Genomic DNA, 21362 nt, shown 5'->3' on the forward strand with positions numbered 1-21362 from the left:
TGGCAAGCGGAGACGGGTGGATGTTTTCACTTCTTGAACGCAAGACCGCTCAGGGACGCACTATTTCGCTCAGATGAGCGGAGTGACTGCACGTCTGATTTCGATCGATGAACGATCAAGGGGTGGCACCGAGTGCCACCCCTTGGAGAAGTGCAGTCGCTCATGATCCGCTCATCTGAGCGCAACCCTTATCAAGGGTGGCGAGAATCACGCTGCCACAGACGCCGGGATTTCACCATGCGGACACGGAACGGACGCCGAAAGCGGACGGAAACAACCGCGTCATCCGGGCCGCGGCGGCACGGACAGCGGCAGCGGCGGCCGCCTCACATCCCGAGCGCGAGCAACCGCTCCTCGACCCGCTCCGGCGCGTACAGGTACTCCACGACCAGCGCCCCGGCGCCAATCACCCCGGCCCGGTCCCCCAGCCGTGAGGTCACGACGTCCAGGTGGGCGGTGGAACGGGGCAGCGCCCGCTGGTACAGCAACTCCCGCACACCGGTGAGGAACGAGGTGCCCGCCAGATCCCCCGCGATCATCAGCACGCCCGGGTTCAGCAGGGTCACGACCGTCGCCAGTACGTCCCCGACCCGGCGCCCGGCCTCCCTGGCCAGTGCCGCCGCCTCCGGATGACCCGAGGCGAGCAGATCGCGCACATCTGAGCCGGAAGCCGCCGGAACCCCGGCCTCCGCCAGCCGCCGGGCCACCGCGCCACCGCTCGCGACGGCGGCGAGGCAGCCGTACGAACCACAGCGGCACTGCACCTCGGCGCCCACCCGGATATGGCCGATGTCCCCGGCACCGCCGTCGATGCCCCGGTAGATCGAGCCGTCGACCACCACCCCGGCGCCGATACCCGTCGAGACCTTCACCAGCACGAACGCCGAGCAGTCCGGGCATGTCGTGCGCTGTTCGCCGTACGCCATCAGGTTCGCGTCGTTGTCCACCAGGACCGGGACCCCCGGCGGCGCGCCCGTGTGCTCGGTGAACGCCCTGGCCATACGGCCGCGTATGTCGTAGCCGTCCCAGCCGGGCATGATCGGCGGCTGGACGACCCGGCCGGTCTCGGTGTCCACCGGACCCGGTACCGCGAGGCCGATCCCGCACACCTCCGTCGCCAGGTGGCCGGCCTTCTCCAGCAACTCGGCGAACCAGCGGCCGAGTTCGGTGAGCACGGCGTCCGGTCCGTCCTGGATGACCAGCGTGCCCGAGTGTTCGGCCAGGATCTCGCCGGTCAGGGAGAGGACGGCGGCCCTGGCATGGCGGGTCTCCAGGTCGGCGGCGAGGACCACGGCGTGCGAGTCGTCGAACTCGAGGGTGATGGAGGGACGGCCGCCGAGCGGGGAGTCGACCGGGCCGCCGGCGCCCTCGCGCAGCCAGCCGGCGCGGAACAGCCGGTCCAGGCGCAGGCCGACGGTCGCACGGGAGAGTCCGGTGGCCTGCTGGAGGGCGCCGCGCGTCACGGCCCGCCCGCTGCGCACCAGCTCCAGCAGTTCGCCCGAGCTGGCCTGTCCGCCGCCCTTGCCGGTCCTGCCGGGACGTCCGGTCATGCGCACCCCCTTGTGTTTCTCAAGCTTGCATTACATATTGAGTTTTGCGTGTTAAATAGACGTAACCCTACGGTAGCCACTGCCGAACCCGGTCGGCCGGACGTCTTCGGGGAGCCCCGAGTGGATCGCACTGCCCAGCTCACAGCCCATGCGCTCGCTTCCGAGATCGCATACGATCCACCCTCCACGCGCTCCCCCGGCACCACCGGCCCGGCGTCCCTGCACGTCAGGGCCGCACGTGTGCTCACCGACAACTGGACCGGCAGTTCGACCGTGCCGTCCCGGAGCCTGTACCCGCACCAGTGGTCCTGGGACTCGGCGTTCGTCGCGATCGGCCTCAGGCACCTGTCGCCGCTGCGCGCGCAGACCGAGCTGGAGACGCTGCTGGCCGCCCAGTGGGCCGACGGGCGGATCCCGCACATCGTGTTCAACCCCTCCGTACCCCTCGACGCGTACTTCCCGAGCCCCGACTTCTGGCGTTCCTCGACCGCGGGGCGGGCCGCGGGCGCCCCGCGCACCGTACAGACCTCCGGAATCGTGCAGCCACCGGTGCACGCGCTCGCGGCCTGGCTGGTGCACCTCGCCGATCCCGGCCTGTCCCGGGCGCGCGGCTTCCTGGCGACCGCCTACCCCCGGCTCGCCGCCTGGCACCGCTATCTGCTGCACCGGCGGGACCTCGGCGGCGGCGGTCTCGCGTCCGTCGTGCACCCCTGGGAACAGGGTATGGACAACAGCCCCTGCTGGGACGCCCCGCTGGCCCGTGTCACGCCCGCCCCGGCGCGCTCCTTCCACCGCGCCGACCTGGACCACGGCGCCGCCGAGGACCGGCCGACGGATCTGGACTACGGGCGGTACGTGCGGCTGGCGACGGACTACCGGGACGCCGAATACGCGGACCGGCAGCGCGAGTTCGCCGTGGAGGACCCGGCGTTCAACGCCCTGCTCATCGCCTCCGAGCACGCCCTCGCGCGCATCGCGCAGGAGTTGGGGGCCACCGGCACGGCGCGGCACGCGCGCGCGGAGCGGTTGACGGCGGCGCTGGTGGACCGGCTGTGGGACCCGGAGCGGGAGATCTTCCTCTGCCGGGACCTGCGAGGCGGGCTGATCCCCGAGCGCGGGGTCTCGGGTCTGATCCCGCTGATCCTCCCGGAGTTGCCCCGCGAGATCGCCGCCGCGCTCGTCCGGACGCTGAGCGGCCCGCACTTCGGCACCGGCACCCGTCTGGTCCCCAGCTACGACCTGCTCGGCGCGGCCTTCGACCCGCACCGGTACTGGCGCGGCCCGGCCTGGGCCAACACCGGCTGGCTGCTGGAGCGGGGGCTGCGCGAACACGGCGAGCGGGAGCGGGCGGACGCGCTCGGCGCGGCGGTCGTACGGACGGCCGGCGCGACCGGGTTCGCCGAGTACGTCGACCCGCACACGGGCGAGGCGTGCGGCGCGACCGGGTTCAGCTGGACGGCGGCGCTCGCGCTCGATCTGCACCACCGGCGGCACGCGCCGCACCACGGACTCCGGAATCGTCAAGATGCGGACAAGAGCTGACAAAACGAGGTGTCTTTCACGGACACCGCACGTTCGACCTGGGGAACAAAGGAGGGGACCGGGGATGACGGACCGGCATCATCTGCTCGTGCACGGCGCGACGTTCGCCGCCGTGGACGACCGCGGGGACATCAGCGGCGTCCGGGGCGGCGGCTCCCCGGACGGGTTATTCGTACGGGACGCCCGGCACCTCAGCCGCTGGCAGCTGACGGTCGACGGGGCGCTGCCCGAGGTGCTCACGCCGGTCTCCGGCGGGGACGGCACCCGGTGTGTGCTGGTCCCGCGCGGTGGCCGCCAGGAACCGCCCGCGCACACCCTCTTCCGTGAACAGGCCGTCGGTGACGGCTCGTTCGCCGAGTCCCTGCGGGTCACCAGCAACCGCGCGGTGCCGACCACGATCCGGGTCGCGATCACCGCCGACGCCGACTTCACCGACCAGTTCGAGCTCCGCGCCGACCACCGCACCTACACGAAGTCCGGCGCCGTACGCTCCCGCCAGGTCCTCGACGACGGAGTGGAGTTCGGCTACCGCCGGGGCGAGTGGCGGTCCTGTACGACGATCACCGCCGAACCGGCGCCGGACGGCGTCGAGGAGACCGGGACCGGCGCCCGGCGGATGGTGTGGACGCTGGACCTCGCCCCGCACGGCACGACCGAGCTGGTCGTGCGGGTCATCGGGCGCCCGCACGGCGACAGGCGGGCCCTGCGCGTGCCCCGCGACCCGGCCGCCCTGAACGAACAACTCCTCGCGCTGGAGGGAGAGTTCGTCGAGGGCGTGGCCTTCCCGACCGGCTGGCCCGAGCTGGCGGCGGCCTGCGCCCGCGGCCTCTCCGACCTCGCCGCGCTCCAGGTGCCGGCCACCGGCCCGGACGGCGAGGAGCTCAAGGTCCCCGCCGCGGGCGCCCCCTGGTTCCTCACCCTTCTCGGCCGCGACGCCCTGATCACCTCCCTCTTCGCCCTTCCCTACCGGCCCCGGCTGGCCGCCGCCACCCTCCCCGCCCTCGCCGCCACCCAGGCCACCGAGGCCGGCGCGCACTCCGTGGCCCAGCCCGGGAAGATCGTCCACGAGGTACGGCACGGGGAGCTGGCGCACTTCGGGCAGGTGCCGTACGGCCGTTACTACGGTTCCGTCGACGCCACCCCGCTCTTCCTGATCCTGCTCGGCGCGTATGTGGAGCAGACCGGGGACACCGGCATGGCCCGGCGCCTGGAACGCAACGCCCGGGCGGCCATCGGCTGGATGCTCGACCACGGCGGGCTGACCTCGCGCGGCTATCTCGTCTACCGCGCCGACAAGGGCGGCCTCGCCAACCAGAACTGGAAGGACTCCCCCGGCGCGATCTGCTCCGCCGACGGCAGCCGGCCGGTGGGGACCGTGATGGCGGCGGGGGCACAGGGATACGCGTACGACGCGCTGCGCCGGACGGCGTGGGTGGCTCGGACGGCGTGGGCCGACGGGACGTACGCGGCGCTCCTCGAACAGGCCGCCGCGGATCTGCGGGACCGGTTCCAGCGGGACTTCTGGATGCACCGGGCGGGGTTCCCCGCGCTGGCCCTGGACGGGGAGGGCCGGCAGGTCGACGCGCTCGCCTCGGACGCCGGGCATCTGCTGTGGTCCGGGCTGCTCGACAAGGAGTACGGGGAGGAGGTCGGGCGGCGGTTGCTGGAGCCGGACTTCTTCTCGGGGTGGGGGGTACGGACGCTGGCCGCGGGGCAGGCGGCGTACCACCCGTTGTCGTACCACCGGGGGTCGGTGTGGCCGCACGACAACGCGCTGATCGCGTTGGGCCTGGCACGGTACGGCCTGCATGACGAGGCGCGGGCCGTGGCGCACGGGCTGGTGGACGCGGCGACGGCGGGCGGGCACCGGCTGCCGGAGGTGCTGGCCGGGTACGGGAGGGACACGCATCCGGAACCGGTGCCGTATCCGCACGCGTGCGTGCGGGAGTCCCGGTCGGCGGCGGCGCCGCTGGCGCTGCTCACGGCCGTGGGCGGGGCGTAGGGTCGGGTGCCGGGCGCGACGGGGTGGGGACTTGTCGCGCCCACGCGGCGGAGCCACGTGTCGACACGGCCGCGCGCCCCTTCGGGGCGCCGGCTTGGGGCGCGGGTTGATATGCGTTTGCCCGGTGTTTGCCGTTGGCCCTGAACAGGGGGCTTGTGTGAGCCGTACGGGAAGATGGCGGGCCGGGACCTCCCCGGCATGGGCCCGCCGTTCTCCGTTTCACGGGTCTCGCACGGAAGGACCTCCGGGTTGCCTCAGCACACGAGCATTCGCCAGTCATCGGACACGCCCTCGGGGCCGTCCGAACGCGAGGGCGCACCGGAGGAGTCCGAAGCCCTGACGTCCGAGCGGGAAACGGCTCCCGAGATATCCGAGCCCGCCGGCGAGGCGACTGCTGACGCGTTGCCCGCGGAGCCCGGGAAGACGGCCGCGGAGAGCACCGCCCCGGATGCCGAATCCCCGGATCCCGGGCCGGAACCCGCCGCCGCGGCCGAATCCGAACCGGCGTCCGCGGTCACGGCCGAGCAGCCGGCCTCCGCCACCGGATCCACTGACGCCGCGTCCGAGTCCAGGTCCGCCGAATCCGACTCCGAATCCGACTTCGCAGAGTCCGAGTCCGCCGCGTCCGACTCCGCAGAGTCCGAGTCAAAGTCCGCCGCGTCCAAGTCCGCCGCGTCCGAATCCGAAGCCGCCGCGTCCGAGTCCGCCGTCGGCCCCGAAATCGAAGCCGGGGACCGCGGCGGAGGTGAGCGGGAGGCCGTCGGTGCCTCTGTTCCGGACGGTCCGGACGGTCCGGATGCCCCTGACGTCGGCGATACCCCCGTGCCCGCCCCCGCCGGCCCCCGCCGCGGCGGCCGGGCCTCCTGGAGTGGGCGGGTCCGGGCGCGGCGGGAGGCCTGGCGGGAGGCTCATCCCGGCGCCGCCTCCGCACTGTCCATCGGCGTCACCGTGCTGTGCGCCGCGCTGGTGATCGCCGCGCTGGTGATGCCGAACACCGTCGTCGGGCTCGGGCCGGCGAAGTTCCTGCGGATACCGTCCGAGGGGATCATCGCGGCCGCCGTCGCGCTTGCGCTGCCCCGGCGGCCCCGGATCGTGCTGGCCGCGGTGTTCGGCGTCGTGCTCGGCGCGCTGACCCTCATCAACTTCCTCGACATGGGGTTCAACGAGTACCTCGGCCGGAGCTTCAACGCCATCCTGGACTGGAGCCTGCTCGGCGACGCGGAGTCGTACCTGGAGGACACCCTGGGCAAGACGGCCACCGTCGCCGTCAGCGTCGGTGCCGTCGTCCTCGTGCTGCTGCTGTTCGTGCTGCTCGCCCTGGCGACGGTACGGCTGAGCAATCTGCTGGCCCGGCATCCCGGGCGGGCCACCCGCTCCACGCTGATCGCGGGTGTCGTCTGGATCACCTGCTCCTCCTTCGGCCTCCAGATCGTCGGCGGTGTGCCGCTGGCCTCCGACCGCACCGCCGGCGCGCTGGAGATCAAGGCCCGCCAGGTGCGGGACACCCTGCACGACGAGGCGGAGTTCCGGAAGGTCGCCAAGGTGGACGCCTTCGGGAACACCCCGGCCGACCAGCTGGTGCCGGACCTGCGCGGCAAGGACATGATCTTCACGTTCATCGAGAGCTACGGCCGCAGCGCCATCGAGGACCCGATCATGGCGCCCGGTGTCGACAAGACGCTCGACGCCCAGACCAAGGCTCTCGCCAAGGCCGGTTACGCCGCGAAGAGCGGGTGGCTGACGTCGGCGACCTACGGCGGCAGCAGCTGGCTCGGGCACTCCACGACCATGTCGGGGCTGTGGGTGAGCAACCAGCAGCGCTACCGGACCGTCATGGCCAGCGACCACCTCAGCATCACCAAGGCGTTCCAGAAGACCGGTGACTTCGACACGGTCGGTGTGATGCCGGGCATCCAGAAGGGCTGGCCGGAGCAGAGCTACTACGGCCTCGACAAGGTCTACAACGCCTTCCAGCTCGGCTACAAGGGACCTAAGTTCAGCTGGTCGACGATGCCCGACCAGTACGCGCTCCAGCAGTTCCAGGACCGGGTGCACAGCAAGAAGCCGGCCGACGGCAAGTCACGGATGTCGTTCCTGATCCTGACCTCCAGCCACCAGCCGTGGGCGCCGATCCCGAAGATGGTGCCGTGGGACCAGCTGGGCGACGGTTCGGTCTTCGACGCCATCCAGAAGGCCGGCAACAAGGCCTCCGACGTCATCGCCGACACCACCAAGTCCCGCCAGGAGTACGGCAAGTCGGTCCAGTACTCGGTGACCGCGCTCACCCAGTGGCTGGAGCGCTACGGCAACGACGACACGGTGCTCGTCTTCCTCGGCGACCACCAGCCGATCGCCCGGGTCAGCGGCAACCACGCCAGCCGTGACGTGCCGATCTCGATCGTCGCCAAGGACCCGAAGGTGCTGGACGCGATCAACTCCTGGAACTGGACCGACGGTCTGCGCCCGGCGCACGACGCCCCGGTGTGGAAGATGAGCTCCTTCCGCGACAGGTTCCTGACGGCCTACGGCTCCACGCCGCACCCGAAGACGAACTGACGCCCGCGGGACGCCTTCGGCCTCAGCCGCCGGAGGTGTCCAGCTCCGCGTCCTCGCCGATGCCCGCGCAGTCGTAGGGGTCCTTGAGCCAGCCGTCCGGCAGCACCACCCGGTTGTTGCCGGACGTACGGCCGCGGGGGCCGTCGGCGCCCGTGGGCCAGGGCTGGTCGAGGTCCAGTTCGTCCAGGCCCGCGCGGAGTTCGGCCAGCGAGGAGGTGATGGCGAGGCGCTTGCGCATCTCGCTGCCGACCGCGAAGCCCTTGAGGTACCAGGCGACGTGCTTGCGGAAGTCGACGACTCCCTTGGACTCGTCCCCGAGCCACTCGCCGAGCAGCGTGGCGTGCCGGACCATGACGTCGGCGACCTGGCGCAGGGACGGACGCGCGATGTCGTCGTGACGGCCCTCGAACGCGGCGACCAGGTCCGCGAACAGCCACGGCCGGCCCAGGCAGCCGCGTCCGACGACCACTCCGTCGCAGCCCGTCTCCCGGACCATCCTGAGCGCGTCCGCGGCCGACCAGATGTCGCCGTTGCCGAGGACCGGGATCTCCGGGACGTGCTCCTTGAGGCGGGCGATGGCCTCCCAGTCGGCGGTGCCGCCATAGTGCTGGGCGGCGGTGCGGCCGTGCAGCGCGATCGAGGTGACGCCCTCCTCGACGGCGATCCGGCCGGCGTCGAGGTAGGTGATGTGGTCGTCGTCGATGCCCTTGCGCATCTTCATGGTGACCGGGAGGTCGCCCGCGCCGCTGACCGCCTCGCGCAGGATCGCGCGGAGCAGGTTGCGCTTGTAGGGGAGGGCCGAGCCGCCGCCCTTGCGGGTGACCTTCGGGACCGGGCAGCCGAAGTTCAGGTCGATATGGTCGGCCAGGCCCTCCTCCGCGATCATGCGGACGGCCTTGCCGACGGTGGCGGGGTCGACGCCGTACAGCTGGATGGAGCGCGGCTTCTCGGTGGCGTCGAAGCGGATCAGCTGCATGGTCTTCTCGTTGCGCTCGACCAGCGCCCGAGTCGTGATCATCTCGCTGACGAACAGCCCCTTGCCCCCGTCGGCCGCGTCCGTTGCCTCGCCTTCGGCGAAGCCTCCGCCTCCGGCGAATTGCCTGCACAGGGTCCGGAAGGGTGCGTTGGTGATCCCGGCCATGGGGGCCAGGACGACCGGCGGCCGGACGGTGTGCGGGCCGATCTGGAGCGGGGTCGTGGGCTCGGGCATTCCCCCATTGTCGCGTACTGCGCGCGGTGCTCGGCCGGCCTGTGGACAACCGCGGATCCGGCACCCTCCGTCATGATCATGTAACACTCATTAGTTAGACGCACTATCGAAACGGGCGTACGATGGAGCGCATGCCCGAGCTGAGCCCCCGCCGACGCATGCTCGTGCTCGCGATCTGCTGCATGAGCCTGCTGATCGTGAGTCTCGACACGACCGCCCTCAATGTCGGCCTGCCGTCCATGCAGCGTGAACTGCACGCCTCGACGGCCGGTCTGCAGTGGACCATCGACGCCTACACCCTGGTCCTGGCCTCGCTGCTGATGCTCGCGGGGTCGACCGGCGACCGGGTCGGCCGCAAGAAGGTCTTCATGACGGGCCTGGTCGTCTTCTCGCTGGGCTCGCTGCTCTGCTCGCTGGCGCCGAACCTCGAATCGCTGATCGCGTTCCGCATGCTCCAGGCGGTGGGCGGCTCGATGCTCAACCCGGTGGCCATGTCGATCATCACCAACACCTTCACCGACCCCCGTGAGCGGGCCCGTGCAATCGGCGTGTGGGGTGCGGTGGTCGGCATATCCATGGCCGCCGGACCGCTGGTCGGCGGCCTGCTGGTGGAGTCGGTCGGCTGGCGCGCGATCTTCTGGGTCAACCTCCCGGTCGGTCTCGCCGCGCTGCTGCTGACGCTGCGTTTCGTGCCGGAGTCCCGGGCGCCGAAGGCCCGCCGGCCCGACCCGGTCGGCCAGGTGCTGGTCATCGCGCTGTTCGGCGCGCTGACGTACTCGATCATCGAGGCGCCGACGGCGAGCGCGGCCGCGGTGGTGCCCTTCGCGGTGGTGGCCCTCGCCGCCCTCGCCGGCCTGCTCTGGTACGAGCCGAGGCGCACCGAACCCCTCATCGACCTGCGGTTCTTCCGTTCGGCGCCGTTCAGCGGGGCCACCGTGATCGCGATCAGCGCGTTCGCGTCGCTGGGCGGCTTCCTGTTCCTGTCCACCCTGTACCTGCAGAACGTGCGCGGACTGGACGCCCTGCACGCCGGCCTGTGGATGCTGCCGATGGCCGTCCCGATGTTCCTCTGCGCCCCGCTCGCCGGCCGCCTGGTCGGCAGCCGGGGTCCACGGCTGCCGCTGGTGATCGCCGGGGTCGCGATGACCGCGAGCGCGGTGCTGTTCGCGGCCTTCGAGGCGGAGACCTCCGACACCACCCTCTTCCTCGGCTATGTCCTGTTCGGTATCGGCTTCGGCTTCGTGAACGCGCCGATCACCAACACGGCGGTCTCCGGCATGCCGCGGTCCCAGGCGGGTGTGGCCGCCGCGGTCGCCTCCACCAGCAGGCAGCTGGGCCAGACCCTAGGCGTGGCGGTCATCGGCGCGGTCCTCGCGTCGGGGATCGGCGCGTCGTCGTACCGCCGGACCTTCGTGACCGCCGCCCGCCCCGGCTGGTGGATCCTCGCCGTCTGCGGGCTCGCGGTCCTCACCCTCGGCGCCCTGACGAACGGCCGCTGGGCCCGGGCGACGGCCGAGCGCACGGCGCAGCGCCTGGAGTCGGCGGAGATACGCCAGGTGGTGGGGGCCGGCGAGCGGGTGTGACCCCCGCCCCCGCCGGCGTCGGCGGGACGGGCGGCGGTCAGCAGGAGCCGAGCATCCGCTGGTGGCGGGTCCGTATCGCCTGCCCCAGGGTGCCCAGGGCCAGGGACTGCAGTAACGCCGATACGACGAGCACGGCGGCGAAGGACCAGGCCGGCAGCTCCGCCGTACCCCACGCCGTCCGGCCCAGTGCCGCGACGAGCGGGAACGCGGGGAAGGTGACCAGGGGCGGCCAGAGCCAGGCGAAGTCCTGGGCAGGGCCGTCGGCGGCGGCGAGGGAGTCCGCCGTGGCCTTGGCGACGACTACGGCGACCACGGCGAGATAGGCCACCGAGACACGGTTGGCGAGCGTCAGTCGGACAAGGGTGCGCGCAGGGCCGGTTCTCATCGGTCGTTCCCCCGGGGCCGGTTGTCGGTTGCTCTTCCTCCCCGCATGGTCTGCCGACGGCGGCGCGCTGTCCTGAGTACCCGTACTCAGCCCCGCTCCTGGCCGGCGGAGACGGCCAGCGTGTACAGCTCCTCCAGCCGCTCCCGGGACTCGTCGTCCGTCGGGGTGTAGGTCACCAGGCGTGCCCCGGTCTCGCGGGTCAGCCACAGGTCCGTGTGGTCCAGGGAGAGGAAGCCGACGTACGGGTTGAGGAACTGCTTGGTCCTGGTGCGCAGGTCCATCACCTCGTAGCGCTCCCAGTTCGCACGGAACTCCGGGGACTCCGCGGTCAGCCGCTTGACCAGCATCTTCCAGGCGGGCTCACCGAGATGACCGGCCATCGAGGCACGGAGTTTGGCCGCCATCACACGGCGGGTCTCCTCCAGGTGCACGATCGAGCGGCGCCACTCGGGGTGGGTGTAGACGAGGATCATGCAGTTGCGGTCCTCGGGCGGGACCGCCTCCAGGTCGCCCATCAGGCGGGCGTAGGTGCGGTTGTAGGCGAGGATGTCGTAGCGGCTGTTCTGGATGCAGGCCGGGAGGGGTTCCAGGGCGCGCAGCATCTGGTGCAGCGCCGGGGTGACGCCTGAGCAGTTCGCGGCCGGGGTCGGGTCGACGGCACCGGCCAGCTGGAAGAGGTGGGCGCGCTCGCTGCCGTCGAGCAGCAGGGTGCGCGCGAGGGCGTCCAGGACCTGCACGGAGACCTGGATGTCCCGGGCCTGTTCCAGCCAGGTGTACCAGGTGACGCCGACCGAGGAGAGGTGCGCGACCTCCTCGCGGCGCAGGCCGGGCGTGCGGCGGCGGGCGCCGTGCGGCAGGCCCACCTGCTCCGGGGTGATCCGCTCGCGTCGGCTGCGCAGGAACACGGCCAGTTCGCTGCGCCGGATACCGACGGCGCTGCGGGGCGCCGGAGCCGGCGCGGTCGCTCCCGCCGTCGCCGCCGCCGTCACCCTCGACGTCGTCGTCGCCGTCGTTGCCGTCGTCGTACGAACCGTCTCATGGGCCGAGGTCGTCATGGCTCCAGCCTGCCGCCCCGCCGATCCTGTTGCCAGGTACTTCTGCTACCAGGATAAGAAGACTCTGGTACCCGCCTGAGCACCGGCGCAGGCTCAGGACCATGACCGAAACCGTCACCACTCCGGCCGTACGGTCCCCGTCCGGGGCCGCCGCGCTCGGCGGGCCCGGACTGTTCACCGTCCTGCTGGCCGCGGCCCTGCCCCTCGTCGACTTCTTCATCGTCAACGTCGCCCTGCCCACCATCGGAACCGACCTGCACGCGGGCGAGGCGGTCCTGGAACTCGTCGTCGCCGGGTACGGCGTCGCCTACGCCGTGCTGCTGGTGCTCGGCGGCCGGCTCGGCGACCTGTTCGGGCGCCGCCGGCTCTTCCTCGCCGGCATGGCCGCCTTCGGGGTGACCTCGCTGGCCTGCGGACTGGCGCCCGGCGCCTGGTCGCTGGTGGCCGCGCGGGTCGCCCAGGGCGCCGCGGCCGCCGCGATGCTCCCGCAGGTCCTCGCCACCATCCAGGCCGCCACCAGCGGCGGCCGCCGCGCCAAGGCCATGAGCCTGTACGGCGCCACCGCCGGCCTCTCCATGGTCGCCGGACAGATACTCGGCGGGGTGCTGGTCGCCGCGGACATCGCCGGCACCGGCTGGCGCTCCGTGTTCCTCGTCAACGTGCCGGTCGTGCTCGTCGGGCTGGTACTGGGTGCGCGGTTCGTGCCGGAGACGCGGTCGCAGCGACCCGAACCCGTCGACGGACCCGGCACCGTACTGCTCGCCCTCTCCCTGCTCACCCTGCTCGCCCCGCTCACCGAGGGCCGGGCGGCGGGCTGGCCGCTGTGGACCTGGCTGTCGCTGGCCGCGTTTCCCGGGGTGGCCGCCGCCTTCTACGCCGTGGAGCGCCGCGCCGACCGGGCCGGCCGTACCCCGCTGGTCCCGCCGAGCCTGTTGGCGCTCACCTCGCTGCGCCGGGGGCTGGTGCTGATGGTGCCGTTCTCCATCGGCTTCAGCGGGTTCATGTTCGTGATCGCCGTGGCCCTGCAGAGCGGGGAGCGGATGGGCCCGGTCCCGGCGGGGCTGGCGCTCGCGCCGATGGCCGTCGTCTTCCTGTTCGTGTCACTGGCCGGGCCGCGGCTGATCGCGCGGTACGGCAGCCGGGTGGTGTCGGCCGGCTCGGTGATCCAGGGGGTCGGCATCGTCCTCATCGCGCTGGCCGCCTGGCGGGACTGGCCGCACCTGGACTTCACCGGGCTGCTCCCCGGGGTCGCGGTCGCCGGGGCCGGTCAGGCCCTCCAACTCCCCAACGTGCTGCGGCTGGTCATGTCGGAGGTGCCGGCCGCGCGGGCCGGCGTCGGCAGCGGGGTGATGGTCACCACCCAGCAGTCCGCGCTGGCCCTGGGCGTGGCCACGCTGGGCACCCTGTTCCTCTCCCTGGTCCCGCACCAGGGCACCCGGGACGCCCTGGTGGTCACCCTGCTGGTGCAACTGGGCCTGGTGGTCCTGACCGGCCTGCTCAGCCTGCGACTGCCGCGCACGGTGCGCTGACCGCGCCTCGGTCGTGGCGGGTCCGGACGCGGACGCGGGCGCGGACGCCGTGAAGTGCCCGTCGTTCGGCCGCGGCCTCGTCGTGGCCGGTCGCGCAGTTCCCCGCGCCCCTTCAGGGCGGCCGGTCGCGGTTTCTCGCGGACCTTCAGGGCGGCCGGTCGCGGTTCGCGCCCCTTCGACGGACGCGGGCACCGTGAAACGCCGTCGTTCGACCGCGGCGGCGCCGTGGCCGGTCGCGCAGTTCCCCGCGCCCCTTCAGGGCGGCCGGTCGTGCGGTTTCTCGTGGACCTTCAGGGCGGCCGGTCGTGCGGTTTCGCGCGCGCCTCTGGGGCGTTCAGGGTGCGCTGCCGCCCAGTTCGAACCAGACGATCTTGCCGGTGCCCAGCCGGGTGGTGCCCCAGCGGCGGGCCAGGCGGTTCACCAGGAACAGGCCCCGGCCGTGCTCCTCCTCGGGTGATGCCCGGCGCAGTCTGGGCAGTTGCGGCACGTCGTCGCCGACCTCGCAGCGCAGCACTTCGGTACGGAGCAGCCGCAGGCTGATCGGCCGGGAGGCGTGCCGTACGGCGTTGGTGACGATCTCGCTGACCAGCAGCTCGGCGGTGTCGGTGAGTTCCTCCAGGCCCCAGCCGGCCAGGGCCTGCCGGGTGAGCCGGCGCGCCCGGCCGGGGATGCTGTCCTCCGGGTCGAGGGTCCAGTAGGCCACGTCGCTCGGCGCGATGCCGTCGAAACGGGCGGCGAGCAGCGCGATGTCGTCGTCCCGGTCGCCGGGCCCGAGCATGTCGAGGACCTCGTCGCACAGCGCCTCCAGCGGGGGCGGCCGGTCGGGGCCGGTCAACTGGGCGGTGGCGGCGAGCCGTTCACGCAGCTGCTCGATGCCGGTCCACACGTCGCGCAGCCGGGACTCGACCAGGCCGTCGGTGTAGAGGAGCAGGGTCGCCCCGGCGGGCGCGTCCAGCTCGACCGCCTCGAAGTCGATGCCGCCGACGCCGATCGGGGCGCCGGGCGGCACCGCGAGGACCTCCGTCTTGCCGCCGGGGTGCAGCAGGATCGGCGGCGGATGGCCGGCGTTGGCGACGGTGATGCGGTGCGAGACCGGGTCGTAGACGACGTACAGGCAGGTCGCCATGCGGTCGGTGCCCAGCCGCTGGGCCTGCTCGTCGAGGTGGTGGAGCACCTCCTGCGGCGGCAGGTCGAGGCCGGCCAGGGTCAGCGCGGTGGTGCGCAGCTGGCCCATCACGGCGGCCGAGGTCATGGAGTGCCCCATGACGTCGCCGACGACGAGGGCCACCCGGCTGCCGGGCAGCGGGATCGCGTCGTACCAGTCGCCGCCGACGCGGGCGGTCTCGGCGGCGGGGAGATAGCGGACGGCCAGCCGGACGCCGGTGGGCCGGGGCAGGGAGTGCGGCAGCATCGCGCGCTGCAGCCGGTCGGCGATGAAGGCCTCGCGGCTGTACAGCACGGCCTTGTCGACGCCGAGCGCGGTGTGGGTGGCCAGCTGGGCGGCGACCAGCAGGTCGGCGGGCTCGAACGCCGGGCGCTCCGGGCGGCGCAGGAAGACCACCGCGCCGGTGACCCGGCGGCGGCCGCGCAGCGGGGCGAGGATCGCGTGCGTACCGGCCCAGCCGTTCAACGCACTGTCCTCGCCGACGAGTTCGCTCAGCGCGGCCCGGGTCGCCGGGTCGTCGGCGAACACCGGCCGGACCCCGCGCAGCACCTCGGCGAGCGCGCCGCCGGGCACCACCTCGCTCCAGTCGGACGCGTCCAGGTCGTCCTGCTCGTCGTCGACGGTCTCCGCCGGCCAGACCAGACCCTCGGCGCCGGGCCCCTTGATCCGGTCGGTGCGGCGCAGCCGCAGCACGGCGGGGCCGGCCGGGCGTTCGTCGCCGACCGGCAGCGGGTCGCGCAGATAGACGAGGGCCGCGTCCGAGTACGTCGGTACGGCGGCCCGGCACAGGCCGAGCACGATCTCGTCGGTGTCGAAGCCGCGGGCGATCCGGCGGGTGGCGGCGCCGACGTAGCGCAGCCGGTCCTCGTCCGGGGCCCTGGGGGCGGCGGGCCGGGCCTGCGGGGCGTCGGTGTCCTCGCTCACGCCGAGCGCGGCCTGTGCCGCCAGCGCGTCGGCCAGGGCGATGTCGTCCGCCACGAAGTCCTCCCGGTCCATGCGCCGCAGGAACACCACGACGCCCACGACGGCGTCGGGCGCGCGCAGCGGGGCGAGCAGGACCCTGTTCCCCTGCGGGAGACGGGGAGCGCTCCCGAGCAGCTCACGCAGCGCCTCCTCGATGTCGTCCGGACCTCTGCCGCGTGCTCTGCCGCACCGCAGGAACCCGGCCAGCACTCCGTCGGAGGGCACCGGGGCGACGGCCGGGGGTGTGCCGCCCATCAGGCCGCCGAGTTCGGCCGGCGGCCCGTCCAGGAGCAGGCGCAACGGGCCGTCCGGGTCCTGCCGTTGCTCGGCGAGGTAGACGAACACCCCGTCAGCCAGGTCCGGGACGGTCGACAGGCACAGCTCCCTGACGACCTGGGCCGCGCCCTCGGCGCGAGCGATCCGGCGGCCGGAGACGGCCAGGAAACGTTGAGGATCCGGCAGCATCGCCTCTCCGTGCCGGTGGCCGCTTCAGCTAAGGTCGCTCTCATCTTGAGCCTTGGTCAATGCCGTGTCCAGGGTTTCCGCCGGTACACCAAGTCCGGCTCGTGGTCCGAGGGTTGGTCCGGCAGCCCGGATCCGCACCGGGAACGGCCTGTCCAGCGACGGAATCCCGGCCGCCCGGACACGGCTTGGCCAACTCACTGTGAAGAAATCCCTGTTGATGTTGGTCGTGCTGCACACTCCTCCCGTCGACACGTGCCGAACGGCAGATCGGGCACCGACTCGGAGGCGTCATGTCACAGATCGACTCGAGCAAGGTCAGCCGCTGGGACCAGCACGGGCGGGAACACACGGTGCGGGTGCAGCGCACCGGCATCCAGCGCACGATCAGGTGCGACACCTGCGGCTGGCGGCAGAGCGCGCAGTTCCTGCCCTGGCTGAAGGCGGAGGAGCATCTGGCCGAGGCCCACCAGGCCACCGTGGACCCCGCGGGAGCCCAGCCCTCCCGATGAGTTTCCGCCGGGGTGGGAGTCGTACATCCGACCGCACCCGACGGAAGGACGACCGATGACCGTGTCACCGCTCCATGCCACCTTGCGCCGCCATGTCGACGGCGGAACGGTTCCCGGGGCCGTCGGGCTGGTCGCCCGGGGTGCCGACGTGGAGGTCGTGACCGTCGGGGACCTGGATGCCGAGGGGTCCGCGCCGATGACCCGGGAGTCGATCTTCCGGATCGCGTCGATCACCAAGCCGGTCACCGCGGCGGCGGTGCTGATGCTGGTGGACGAGGGCCGGATCGGGCTCGACGACCCGGTGGCCGAGTGGCTCCCGGAGCTGGCGAAGCCGTGGGTGGTCCGCACGCCCGCGAGCCCCGTCGACGACGTCGTGCCGGCCGACCGCCCGGTCACCGTGGAGGACCTGCTCAGTTTCCGCGCCGGCTGGGGCCTTCCCGACGACTTCGCGCTGCCCGCCGCGCAGGCCCTGTTCGCGGTGCAGGATCACGGCCGTCCCTTCCAGGACTGGCCGGACCCGGACACCTGGCTGGGGCTGCTCGCCCAGGTGCCGATGCTGCACCAGCCGGGCGAGGCCTGGCTGTACGGCACCTCGTCCGCCCTGCAGGGCATCCTGGTCGCCCGGGTGTCGGGCCGTACCCTCCCCGACTTCCTGGCGGAGCGGATCTTCGAGCCGCTGGGCATGCGGGACACGGCGTTCGAGGTGCCGGCCTCGAAGCGGGACCGGTTCACCTCCGCCTACGCCCCCGCCGAGAACGGCACCCTGCGCCTGACGGACACCCCGGACGGCGACTTCAACCGCCTGCCGCGCTTCCCCTCGGGCGGCGGGGGCCTGGTCTCCACGGCCGACGACTGGCTGGCGTTCGCCCGGCTGCTGCTGAACGCGGGCGTCGCTCCGGACGGCCGCCGGCTCCTGTCCGCGACCTCGGTCAGCCGGATGACCACCAACCATCTGACGGCGGCCCAGCGCGAGCGCGCCACCCTCTTCCTGGAGGGCCAGGGCTGGGGTTACGGCGGCCAGGTCGACGTCACCCCGGCCGACCCCTGGAACGTCCCCGGCCGCTACGGCTGGGTGGGCGGCACCGGCACCACCGCGCACCTGGTCCCCACCACCGGCACGGTCACGGTCCTGCTGTCCCAGGTGGCCATGACGGGCCCGACCCCGAACCCGCTGATGCGGGACTTCTGGCGGGTCACCGGCTAGCCCGTCCATTACTGCATTCGGGTGACATCAGCGGTAAGAATCGCGAGGTCAGCGCACATATCGCCACCTGCGGACTTTACCGGAGCAAGGGGCGGCCCTCACCGCTCGCGCACCCTCCCGGGTCGCCGTCGCGCGCGCCCCGGCCAAGCCTGGAGCAGTCCCCCCGTCCTATCGACAGGAGCTCTGCCATGCACCGCATCCACCGCCCGGTGTCCCGGGCCCTCGCCGCCGGCGCCCTCTCGCTGGCGCTGCTGTCCGCCGGTGGCGCCGGCGCGTTCGCCGCGGAGGCCAAGCCGAGCCCCGCGCCCAGCAGCGCCACGCCGAAGCCGAGCCCGTCCCTGTCCGCCATGGGCTCGATCACGATCAAGGCGAACAAGACCTCGGTCAAGGCCGGTGACGGGGTGACCTTCACGGGTCGCACCCAGGGCCTGAAGATCGGCACGCCGCTGGTGCTGCAGCACGAGAACAACGGCAAGTGGATCCCGCTCCGGGCGAGCGTCAAGGTCAAGAACGGCAGCGCCTACGCACTGACCGCGAAGATCAACACCAAGGGCACCCAGCATCTGCGGATCGCGGCCGGCAAGACCCACTCCCCCACGGTCACCGTCAAGGTGAGCTGAGGCCGCGCAGCAGCAGGTCCACCAACGAGGCGAAGTCCGCCTCTGCCTCCGGCCGCACCCACTCGCGCGCGTACCCCGGGTCGTGGAAGCGGCCGGTGGCCTGGAAGACGACCCGGGCCGCCGCGGCGGGGTCGGACACGGTGAAGGCTCCCGTGCCGGCCCCGTCCCGGAGGATCTCGGCGAGCTGCCCGGTCAGGTCGTCTATGTGCCCGGTGACCGCCGGGCCGTTCTCGTCGACCAGCACCATGTAGGTGGCGAACAGCTCCGGATCGTCGCCGGCCTTGCGGCGCTTGGCGTCGAAGAGGGCCCACAGCCAGTCGCGCAGCCGCACGTCCGGAGCGCGGTCCTCGGCGACGATGACGGACAGCACCCGCGAGGTGCGGTCCAGCCACCGCTTGGTCACCGCCTCCCGCAGCGCCGCCTTGGTCCGGAAGTGCCGGTAGACGCTGCCGTGGCTGACGCCGAGCGCGCGGGCCACGTCCACCACGGTGGCCTTGGCCGGGCCGTGCCGGCGCAGCACCTCCTCGGTGGCCTCAAGGATGCGCTCGGCGGTCAGGGCCGGGGTCGGGGGCGGGGACGTCGCTGCCATGGCCTAGACGGTACCCGGCGCCGCGGTCAGTGCTCGGTGCCGAGATGGCTCATCTGCTCGGCCGGGTAGCGGGTACCCGCCGCCGCGTCCGCCGGTACGGCGTCCTCGATCGCCGCCAGGTCGGCCGCGTCCAGGGTGACGTCCAGCGCGCCCAGCGACTCGGCGAGCCGCTCGCGGGTGCGGGCGCCGACGAGCGGCACGATCTCGTCGCCGCGGGAGAGCACCCAGGCGATGGCGATCTGCGCGACGGTCACGCCCTTCTCGTCGGCGATCTTGCGCAGCGCCTCGACGAGGTCGAGGTTGTGCTGGAGGTTCTCGCCCTGGAAGCGGGGCGAGAACGCCCGGAAGTCGCCCGCGCCGAGCTGCCGGTCGCGGGTGAAGTGGCCGGAGATCAGACCCCGGGACAGCACGCCGTACGCGGTGATGCCGATGCCCAGCTCACGGGTGGTGGGCAGGATCTCCCGCTCGATGTCGCGGGTGATGATCGCGTACTCGATCTGGAGGTCGGAGATGGGCGCGGTGGCGGCGGCCCGGCGGATGTTGTCCGCGGACGCCTCGCTGAGGCCGATGTGCCGGACGTATCCCTGCTCGACCAGTTCGGCGATCGCGCCGACCGTCTCCTCGATCGGCACGTCCGGGTCGACGCGGGCGATGCGGTAGACGTCGATGTGGTCGACGCCGAGGCGCTGGAGGGAGTAGGCGGCGAAGTTCTTCACGGCCTGCGGGCGGCCGTCGTAGGCGTTCCAGCCGCCGGCCGGGTCGCGCAGGGCGCCGAACTTGACGCTGGTCAGGGCCCTTTCACGGAGGGCGGCGGGGGCGGTGCGCAGGGCCTCGCCCACCAGCATCTCGTTGTGGCCCATGGCGTAGAAGTCGCCGGTGTCGAGGAGCGTCACGCCCGCGTCGAGGGCGGCGTGGACGGTGGCGATCGACTCGGCGCGGTCGGCCTCGCCGTAGAGGGCGGACATGCCCATGCAGCCGAGGCCGAGGGCCGAGACGCGGGGGCCGGTGGTTCCGAGGGAGCGCGTGTGCATCGTCATGACTCCACCTTCGCATGACAGCTGACAGATTTCAATATCTGTCATTCCATACTCGTCACCGGCCCGTCGCGCACCCGCCCTCACGCCCGTCGCCGCACCCGTCCTCGCGTCCGTCGCCGCACCCGCCCTCGCGTCCGTCACCCCTCCTCACGCCCGTCACCGCGGCCGGCCGTCACACCCGCGCCCGCATCCGCCGTCCCGCCCGGCACCGGGTACGCCCGTTTCTGGTCCAGACCTATTGACGAGAGGTCTGGACCACGAGCACTGTCATGGCTACGACACCTCGCCGCACCCCCACCGGGAGGATCCGTATGTTCCGCCGCGCCCTCGGCCTGCTCGCCGCCGCCCTGGCGACCGCCGCGCTCACCCAGCTCCCCGCCGCCGCGCCCGCCTCCGCCGCCGACACCTGCGCGGTGAAGTCGCGGCCCGCCGGAAAGGTCCTGCAGGGCTACTGGGAGAACTGGGACGGCTCCGCCAACGGCGTCCACCCGCCCTTCGGCTGGACCCCGATCACCGACTCCCGGATCGCCGCGCACGGCTACAACGTGATCAACGCGGCCTTCCCGGTGATCCGTTCCGACGGGACTGCCCTGTGGGAGGACGGCATGGACGCGGGCGTGAAGGTGGCGACGCCCGCGGAGATGTGCGCGGCGAAGGCGGCCGGCCAGACCATCCTGCTGTCGATCGGCGGCGCCGCGGCCGGCATCGACCTGAGCTCGTCCGCCGTGGCCGACAGGTTCGTCGCGACGATCGTCCCGATCCTGAAGAAGTACAACTTCGACGGCATCGACATCGACATCGAGACCGGCCTGGTGGGCAGCGGGTCCATCACCCAGCTCTCCACCTCGCAGGCCAACCTGGTCCGCATCATCGACGGCGTCCTCGCCCAGATGCCGGCGGGCTTCGGCCTGACGATGGCCCCGGAGACGGCGTACGTCACCGGCGGCAGCATCACCTACGGCTCGATCTGGGGCGCCTATCTGCCGATCGTCAAGAAGTACGCCGACAACGGCCGGCTGTGGTGGCTCAACATGCAGTACTACAACGGCAGCATGTACGGCTGCTCCGGCGACTCCTACTCGGCGGGCACGGTGGCCGGCTTCACCGCCCAGACCGACTGCCTCAACAAGGGCCTGGTCGTGCAGGGTACGACGATCAAGGTGCCGTACGACAAGCAGGTCCCGGGGCTGCCCGCGCAGTCGGGAGCGGGCGGCGGCTACATGTCACCGAGCCTGGTCGCGCAGGCCTGGAACCACTACGGCACGTCCCTCAAGGGCCTGATGACCTGGTCGGTCAACTGGGACGGCTCGAAGAACTGGACGTTCGGCGACAACGTGAAGGCACTGCAGCACCGCTGAGCAGAGCCACCGAACCCAAAACGCCCACCCTGCAGCCGAC

Annotated in this window: 16 protein-coding genes; 9 read left to right on the forward strand and 7 right to left on the reverse strand. The window is 72.4% G+C overall.

The genetic code is table 11. The features are described from left to right. Window positions 1-326: 326 nt before the first annotated feature. Window positions 327-1550, reverse strand: a complete 1224-nt coding sequence (locus ACZ4N4_RS04090; protein WP_467584192.1) for an ROK family transcriptional regulator — start codon at window positions 1548-1550, stop codon at window positions 327-329. Window positions 1551-1670: 120 nt separating this feature from the next. On the opposite strand from ACZ4N4_RS04090, the gene ACZ4N4_RS04095 reads away from it, so the two are divergent. The 3 genes from ACZ4N4_RS04095 to ACZ4N4_RS04105 all read left to right on the forward strand — a co-directional run bounded on the left by ACZ4N4_RS04095 (window position 1671) and on the right by ACZ4N4_RS04105 (window position 7650). After that, on the forward strand, window positions 1671-3092 hold the full coding sequence (locus ACZ4N4_RS04095; protein WP_467584193.1) for an amylo-alpha-1,6-glucosidase: 1422 nt from the start codon (window positions 1671-1673) through the stop codon (window positions 3090-3092). 64 nt (window positions 3093-3156) lie between these two features. Beyond that, on the forward strand, window positions 3157-5094 hold the full coding sequence (locus ACZ4N4_RS04100; RefSeq protein WP_453572912.1) for an amylo-alpha-1,6-glucosidase: 1938 nt from the start codon (window positions 3157-3159) through the stop codon (window positions 5092-5094). 822 nt (window positions 5095-5916) lie between these two features. Continuing rightward, window positions 5917-7650, forward strand: a complete 1734-nt coding sequence (locus tag ACZ4N4_RS04105; protein ID WP_467584196.1) for a sulfatase-like hydrolase/transferase — start codon at window positions 5917-5919, stop codon at window positions 7648-7650. Between the two features lie 22 nt (window positions 7651-7672). On the opposite strand, the gene dusB is transcribed toward ACZ4N4_RS04105, so the two are convergent. Continuing rightward, the gene (gene dusB, locus ACZ4N4_RS04110; protein WP_453572909.1) at window positions 7673-8860 is read right to left on the reverse strand and encodes a tRNA dihydrouridine synthase DusB; all 1188 of its coding nucleotides are present in this window, start codon (window positions 8858-8860) and stop codon (window positions 7673-7675) included. Between the two features lie 131 nt (window positions 8861-8991). On the opposite strand from dusB, the gene ACZ4N4_RS04115 reads away from it, so the two are divergent. Beyond that, the gene (locus tag ACZ4N4_RS04115) at window positions 8992-10443 is read left to right on the forward strand and encodes an MFS transporter (protein ID WP_467584198.1); all 1452 of its coding nucleotides are present in this window, start codon (window positions 8992-8994) and stop codon (window positions 10441-10443) included. Window positions 10444-10480: 37 nt separating this feature from the next. On the opposite strand, the gene ACZ4N4_RS04120 is transcribed toward ACZ4N4_RS04115, so the two are convergent. Beyond that, window positions 10481-10828 (reverse strand): SCO4225 family membrane protein, encoded by a 348-nt coding sequence (locus tag ACZ4N4_RS04120; RefSeq protein ID WP_453572904.1) that lies wholly within the window; start codon window positions 10826-10828, stop codon window positions 10481-10483. An 86-nt stretch (window positions 10829-10914) separates the two neighbouring features. Further along, the gene (locus ACZ4N4_RS04125) at window positions 10915-11883 is read right to left on the reverse strand and encodes a helix-turn-helix transcriptional regulator (protein WP_467584201.1); all 969 of its coding nucleotides are present in this window, start codon (window positions 11881-11883) and stop codon (window positions 10915-10917) included. Between the two features lie 101 nt (window positions 11884-11984). On the opposite strand from ACZ4N4_RS04125, the gene ACZ4N4_RS04130 reads away from it, so the two are divergent. Next, window positions 11985-13412, forward strand: coding sequence for an MFS transporter (locus tag ACZ4N4_RS04130; protein WP_467584204.1), 1428 nt, complete (start codon window positions 11985-11987; stop codon window positions 13410-13412). A 334-nt stretch (window positions 13413-13746) separates the two neighbouring features. Here ACZ4N4_RS04130 and ACZ4N4_RS04135 read toward each other — a convergent pair whose 3' ends face one another. After that, window positions 13747-16005, reverse strand: a complete 2259-nt coding sequence (locus tag ACZ4N4_RS04135; RefSeq protein WP_467584206.1) for a SpoIIE family protein phosphatase — start codon at window positions 16003-16005, stop codon at window positions 13747-13749. A gap of 290 nt (window positions 16006-16295) precedes the next feature. Here ACZ4N4_RS04135 and ACZ4N4_RS04140 point away from each other — a divergent pair, with 290 nt between their 5' ends. The 3 genes from ACZ4N4_RS04140 to ACZ4N4_RS04150 all read left to right on the forward strand — a co-directional run bounded on the left by ACZ4N4_RS04140 (window position 16296) and on the right by ACZ4N4_RS04150 (window position 18338). Next, complete coding sequence (locus ACZ4N4_RS04140) at window positions 16296-16514, forward strand: hypothetical protein (protein ID WP_450755443.1); 219 nt, start codon at window positions 16296-16298, stop codon at window positions 16512-16514. A gap of 61 nt (window positions 16515-16575) precedes the next feature. Further along, window positions 16576-17718 carry a serine hydrolase domain-containing protein gene (locus ACZ4N4_RS04145; RefSeq protein WP_467585311.1) on the forward strand — a complete coding sequence of 381 codons (1143 nt, stop codon included), beginning with the start codon at window positions 16576-16578 and terminating at the stop codon, window positions 17716-17718. 188 nt (window positions 17719-17906) lie between these two features. Further along, window positions 17907-18338, forward strand: a complete 432-nt coding sequence (locus ACZ4N4_RS04150; protein WP_467584208.1) for a hypothetical protein — start codon at window positions 17907-17909, stop codon at window positions 18336-18338. On the opposite strand, the gene ACZ4N4_RS04155 is transcribed toward ACZ4N4_RS04150, so the two are convergent. Continuing rightward, window positions 18325-18927, reverse strand: a complete 603-nt coding sequence (locus ACZ4N4_RS04155; protein WP_453572887.1) for a TetR/AcrR family transcriptional regulator — start codon at window positions 18925-18927, stop codon at window positions 18325-18327. The genes ACZ4N4_RS04150 and ACZ4N4_RS04155 overlap by 14 nt on opposite strands. A gap of 26 nt (window positions 18928-18953) precedes the next feature. Continuing rightward, complete coding sequence (locus ACZ4N4_RS04160) at window positions 18954-19964, reverse strand: aldo/keto reductase (protein ID WP_467584211.1); 1011 nt, start codon at window positions 19962-19964, stop codon at window positions 18954-18956. 311 nt (window positions 19965-20275) lie between these two features. On the opposite strand from ACZ4N4_RS04160, the gene ACZ4N4_RS04165 reads away from it, so the two are divergent. Then, window positions 20276-21322: a chitinase gene (locus ACZ4N4_RS04165; RefSeq protein ID WP_453573204.1), complete on the forward strand. Its 1047-nt coding sequence runs from the start codon at window positions 20276-20278 to the stop codon at window positions 21320-21322. Window positions 21323-21362: the final 40 nt, after the last annotated feature.

The sequence above is a fragment of the Streptomyces sp. NPDC026538 genome (assembly GCF_055567535.1).

What these genes read in the sequence shown, in the direction of transcription:
- ACZ4N4_RS04165 (WP_453573204.1), top strand. Translation starts at nt 20,276, where the DNA reads ATGTTCCGCCGCGCCCTCGGCCTGCTCGCCGCCGCCCTGGCGACCGCC.
- ACZ4N4_RS04150 (WP_467584208.1), top strand. Translation starts at nt 17,907, where the DNA reads ATGCACCGCATCCACCGCCCGGTGTCCCGGGCCCTCGCCGCCGGCGCC.
- dusB (WP_453572909.1), bottom strand. Translation starts at nt 8,860, where the DNA reads ATGCCCGAGCCCACGACCCCGCTCCAGATCGGCCCGCACACCGTCCGG.
- ACZ4N4_RS04160 (WP_467584211.1), bottom strand. Translation starts at nt 19,964, where the DNA reads ATGACGATGCACACGCGCTCCCTCGGAACCACCGGCCCCCGCGTCTCG.
- ACZ4N4_RS04100 (WP_453572912.1), top strand. Translation starts at nt 3,157, where the DNA reads ATGACGGACCGGCATCATCTGCTCGTGCACGGCGCGACGTTCGCCGCC.
- ACZ4N4_RS04115 (WP_467584198.1), top strand. Translation starts at nt 8,992, where the DNA reads ATGCCCGAGCTGAGCCCCCGCCGACGCATGCTCGTGCTCGCGATCTGC.
- ACZ4N4_RS04090 (WP_467584192.1), bottom strand. Translation starts at nt 1,550, where the DNA reads ATGACCGGACGTCCCGGCAGGACCGGCAAGGGCGGCGGACAGGCCAGC.
- ACZ4N4_RS04120 (WP_453572904.1), bottom strand. Translation starts at nt 10,828, where the DNA reads ATGAGAACCGGCCCTGCGCGCACCCTTGTCCGACTGACGCTCGCCAAC.
- ACZ4N4_RS04125 (WP_467584201.1), bottom strand. Translation starts at nt 11,883, where the DNA reads ATGACGACCTCGGCCCATGAGACGGTTCGTACGACGACGGCAACGACG.
- ACZ4N4_RS04135 (WP_467584206.1), bottom strand. Translation starts at nt 16,005, where the DNA reads ATGCTGCCGGATCCTCAACGTTTCCTGGCCGTCTCCGGCCGCCGGATC.
- ACZ4N4_RS04130 (WP_467584204.1), top strand. Translation starts at nt 11,985, where the DNA reads ATGACCGAAACCGTCACCACTCCGGCCGTACGGTCCCCGTCCGGGGCC.
- ACZ4N4_RS04155 (WP_453572887.1), bottom strand. Translation starts at nt 18,927, where the DNA reads ATGGCAGCGACGTCCCCGCCCCCGACCCCGGCCCTGACCGCCGAGCGC.
- ACZ4N4_RS04140 (WP_450755443.1), top strand. Translation starts at nt 16,296, where the DNA reads ATGTCACAGATCGACTCGAGCAAGGTCAGCCGCTGGGACCAGCACGGG.